Raw genomic sequence first — 2,235 nt, 5'->3', positions numbered from 1 at the left:
ATTTTAATATAACTAACATAGCTTAAAATTAAATATTTATATAATAAAACTTGTTGAAATAAAGGTTTTTTTACTTATTTATTGAATTTATATATAAGTTCAATAAGGAGGAGTAGAAAATGAAATGTATAATTAGTTTTAAAGAACTTTATGGTAAGGAACTAGAAAAGTATGAAGTAGAAGGAAAACAATCTGGCGACATATTACAAGCAATGGAAAACAAACTTTGTAATGAAATTGCACCATATAATACTTATTCATTAAAAAACTGCAAAAATATTGACAAGAAAGCGAGCAAGAAAACACTTCATTTTAAAGATAATGAGGGGAATATATTAAGTTATGTTATGGAAATCTTAGATACACAATATTTAAAAAATAATATGTAGAGCCTTTTAAAGGGGAGTTTGTAATAAAAATACCTTTAGGGATTGCCTAGTATCAAAAGGTATTGTGCTATGAATAAAGTGAAAATAGTGTACTATAGTCGATGCCAGCAAAAAGGATTATACTGCCTTAGTACAACTCCATTTTAAGTTGGTTATAATTTCTAAATACTTATATTTAAGTTCATAATCTAAAAATAAATAAATTAATTAATAAAATAGATGTAGAGAATGTTAAAAAAGAACAGAAATAAATAAAAAGATAAAAAGCTATCTAATATTATTTATTTATGATATAATAATATTTGTAGCAATGCACAAATAAATTGAAAAACCTAGAAATAGGTTTATAGGAGTATTTTTTAATGAATAATGGAATAGTAAAATGGTTTAACAATGAAAAAGGATTTGGTTTTATATCAGTAGAAGGTGGAGATGATGTATTCGTACATTTTTCAGCTATACAAACTGATGGGTTTAAATCATTAGAAGAAGGCCAAAAAGTAAACTTTAATATAGTTAAAGGTGCTAGAGGTCCTCAAGCAGAAAACGTAACTATATTATAATATATATATGTATCGTGGAAAAAGACACAATTTGTGTCTTTTTTTGTTGTATTAAATAAATAATAATATGAAAGGTGTCATAACTTATACATATTGACACCTTTCTTTTCTATAAGTTATATTAATGTATAAGAGAGTATCAAAATATAGTGTCAAAAGAAATCTATATTTTGTATATAAAATGGAGAGGATATAACATGATATACGGATATTGTAGAGTTAGTTCAAGAAGTCAATTGGATAATAATTCTTTAGAATTGCAAGAAAGAGAAATTCTAGGGAGATATGAAAATGCAGTAATTTATAAAGAACAAATTAGCGGAATTAAATCTGATAGACCTGTGTTTAATGAAATATTAGATAAATTAAAAAAAGGAGATACATTAGTTACCACAAAACTGGATAGGTTATGTAGAAGCACAAAAGAGGGGTTAGAGATAGTTAAGAGTTTACAAGAAAGAGAAATTAATATACATATATTAAATATGGGACTTATAGAGAATTCTCCCATGGGTGATTTAATAATAACATGTCTTCTTGCTTTTTCTCAGTTTGAAAGATCTATGATTGTAGAGAGAACTTCATCGGGAAAAGAGCTGGCAAAAGCAAGTGATGATTATAGAGAAGGAAGACCAAAAAAGTTTACTAAAAAGCAAATTTCACATGCTTTAAAATTACTTGAAACGCATTCCTATAAAGAGGTGGGACTTATGACTGGTATTTCTAAAAGTACTTTAATTAGAGCTAAGAAAGAACGTGAAAGTATTGAAATATAAATGATATATATATAACAAATGGTTATACAAATTGTAAAACAATTGGTATAACCATTTGTTATAATTAATAGAGTGATATACAAACTATATTATCATTAATAATTCATAATTTCAGTTAATTTAAATCAAGGGTTAGATATGCATTAAATAGAATTTTTTTAGTTAGTAGATGAAAATTTTTAAACCTTAAACTACAATAATATCATAATAAAACTTGAAAGAAGGCATGGTTATGAATAAGGATAGTGAAGCATATTTATTTTAATATTATTATGACTGTAAGCAATATAATATTCTGGATAACTCTGCATTTTTTTAGGGGATATATGGTAAATAAATATAGTGGTTTTATTGATTTTGATAGAGTTTTTTATACTGTAGATGAAAGAAAAATAAAATTTTATAATAAAATAAAGATAAAAAGATGGAAGGATAAACTTCTGATATAAAAATATAAGGTATTTCTCGCTTTTTAGTGGGATGTTTTGGATTTACATCATTACTGTA

Annotated in this window: 3 protein-coding genes; all 3 read left to right on the top strand. The window is 25.0% G+C overall.

What is annotated here, in order from left to right:
• Positions 1–119: 119 nt before the first annotated feature.
• The 3 genes from NSA58_RS19220 to NSA58_RS19210 all read left to right on the top strand — a co-directional run bounded on the left by NSA58_RS19220 (position 120) and on the right by NSA58_RS19210 (position 1,728).
• Positions 120–389 carry a hypothetical protein gene (locus tag NSA58_RS19220; RefSeq protein WP_039678630.1) on the top strand — a complete coding sequence of 90 codons (270 nt, stop codon included), beginning with the start codon at positions 120–122 and terminating at the stop codon, positions 387–389.
• A gap of 362 nt (positions 390–751) precedes the next feature.
• Complete coding sequence (locus tag NSA58_RS19215) at positions 752–952, top strand: cold-shock protein (RefSeq protein ID WP_039678629.1); 201 nt, start codon at positions 752–754, stop codon at positions 950–952.
• Between the two features lie 197 nt (positions 953–1,149).
• A complete protein-coding gene (locus NSA58_RS19210) occupies positions 1,150–1,728 on the top strand; it encodes a recombinase family protein (RefSeq protein WP_039678628.1) in 579 nt (192 codons plus the stop codon).
• Positions 1,729–2,235 lie beyond the last annotated feature (507 nt).

The organism is Terrisporobacter muris, from assembly GCF_024621905.1.
In the GTDB taxonomy this organism is placed as follows: Bacteria; Bacillota; Clostridia; order Peptostreptococcales; family Peptostreptococcaceae; genus Terrisporobacter; species Terrisporobacter muris.
This window is presented reverse-complemented; position numbering and strand designations above follow the sequence as displayed.